Source organism: Streptomyces sp. SID486 (assembly GCF_009865385.1).
Lineage (GTDB): Bacteria > Actinomycetota > Actinomycetes > Streptomycetales > Streptomycetaceae > Streptomyces.
This window is the reverse complement of the sequence record NZ_WWJT01000228.1, coordinates 1-2,282: the sequence shown is the minus strand read 5'-3', so window position 1 is coordinate 2,282 and position 2,282 is coordinate 1. Positions and strand designations below refer to the sequence as shown.

The 2,282-nt window shown below is 77.0% G+C and carries 1 protein-coding gene; it reads left to right on the top strand.

Annotation, left to right across the window (positions count from 1 at the left end; translation table 11 throughout):
• Positions 1-2,282 (top strand): acyltransferase domain-containing protein (locus tag GT045_RS11905; protein ID WP_161334132.1); only part of this gene is annotated, 2,282 nt, incomplete at both ends.

The window sequence follows — 2,282 nt, the reverse complement described above, 5'->3', positions numbered from 1 at the left end:
CGTGCCGCTGCCCTTCACCCTGTCCGCCCGCGGCGAAGGCGCCCTGCGCGCCCGGGCCGGCGAACTGGCGGCCCTGGCGGACGAGGCCGATCCGCTCGATCTCGCCCACTCGCTGGCCACCACCCGGGCCGCCCTGAGCGACCGGGCCGTGCTCGTCGCCGCCGACCGCGCGGAACTGCGCGCCGCCCTGCACGACCTCGCCTCCGGGGCAACGCCCCCGACCGCGCGCGCCGAGGGCGACCTCGGCTTCCTGTTCACCGGACAGGGCAGCCAGCGGACCGGCATGGGGCGCGAACTCGCCGCCGCATACCCGGTGTTCGCCGACGCGCTGGACGACGTCTGCGCCCACTTCGACCTCCAGCTCGACCGGCCGCTGCGGAACGTGCTGTTCGCCGGGCCCGGCACCCCCGAGGCCGAGCTGCTGCACCGGACCGAGTACGCGCAGCCCGCCCTGTTCGCCGTCGAGGTCGCCCTGTACCGCCTGCTGGAGAGCTGGGGCCTCACCCCGGACCAGCTCGCCGGGCACTCCGTCGGCGAGATCGCCGCCGCGCACGCGGCCGGCGTGTTCACCCTGCAGGACGCGACGATCCTGGTCGCCGCCCGGGGCCGGCTCATGCAGCGCCTCCCCGAAGGCGGCGCCATGGCCGCCGTACGCGCCACCGAGGACGAGGTGACGCCGCTGCTCACCCCGCGCACCGGCATCGCCGCCGTCAACGGCCCCGCCGCCCTCGTGGTCTCCGGTGACGCGGCCGACGTGGAGCGCATCACCGCCGAACTCGCCGCGCGCGGCCACGACACCAGACGCCTGCGGGTCAGCCACGCCTTCCACTCGCCGCTGATGGAACCCATGCTGGCCGAGTTCCGCCGTATCGCCCACGTGCTGGACTACGCCGAGCCGACGCGGCCGGTCGTCTCGACCGTCACCGGCGGCCCCGTCACCTCCGCACTGAGCGACCCCGAGTACTGGGTGGAGCACGTCCGCGCCCGGGTCCGCTTCCACGACGCCGTGCGCACACTCGCCGACTCCGGCGTACGCACCTTCCTGGAGGTCGGGCCCGACGCGGTGCTGTCCGCCATGGGCCCCGACTGCACCGACGCCCCCGGCACCGCCTTCCTGCCCGTGCTGCGGCGCGAGCGCCCCGAGGCACGCGAAGCCGTCACCGCGCTCGCCACCGCCCACGCCCGGGGCGTCCCCGTCGACTGGCGGCGGCACTTCTCCGGTCTGGGCGGGCGCCGCATCGACCTACCGCACTACCCCTTCCAGCGGCGCCGCTTCTGGCTGGAGCAGAGCACCGCCACCGACGCCGCCGGCCTCGGCCAGCTCCCCGCCGGCCACCCGCTGCTGGCCGCGGTGGTCGCCGTCGGCGCCGAGGGCGTCGTCCTGACCGGGCGGCTGTCCACCCGCGCCCAGCCCTGGCTCGCCGACCACGTCATCGCCGGACGGGTGCTCTTCCCCGGCACCGCGTTCGTCGAACTCGCCCTGCGCGCCGGCGACCACGTCGGCGCGCACACCCTGGAGGAACTCACCCTCGGCGCCCCGCTCGTGCTGGGCGCCGACGCCGACACGGCCGTCCAGGTGGCCGTCGGCGAACCCGACGACACCGGCCGACGCGGCGTCACGGTCCACACCCGCACCGCGGACGCGGCCGCCTGGACCCAGCACGCCACCGGCGTCCTCACCACCACCGCCCCGGCCGCCGCGGCCGACCCCGGCACGTGGCCGCCGCCCGGCGCCGAACCGCTGGACACCACACGCGTCTACCCGGAACTCGCCGCGCAGGGCTACGGCTACGGCCCCGCCTTCCAGGGCCTGCGCGCCGCCTGGCGGCACGGTGACGACCTCTACGCCGAGGTCGCCCTGCCCGAGGAGACCGCCGCCGACGCGGCCGGGTTCGGTCTGCACCCCGCGCTCCTCGACGCCGCCCTGCACGCCGCCGACCTCGACACCCCGCCCCGCTCCGAGGTCCTGGTGCCGTTCGCCTGGACCGGCGTCACCCTGCACAGCACCGGCGCTCCGGCACTCCGCGTGAAGATCACCCGCGGCGGCGGCGACACCATCACCCTGCACCTCGCCGACGCCACCGGCGCCCCGGTGGCCGACATCGAGGCCCTGACCTCCCGCCCCGTACAGGCCGACGACGTCCTGTACACCGTGCGGTGGTCGCCGGTCCCCCGGCCGGCGACCACCGCACCCGTGCGTACCGCCGTCCTGGACGGCGCCGCCGACGGGCTGGACGCCCTGCTCACCGGCCCCGCCCCGGACGCCGTGCTGCACCGCGTGC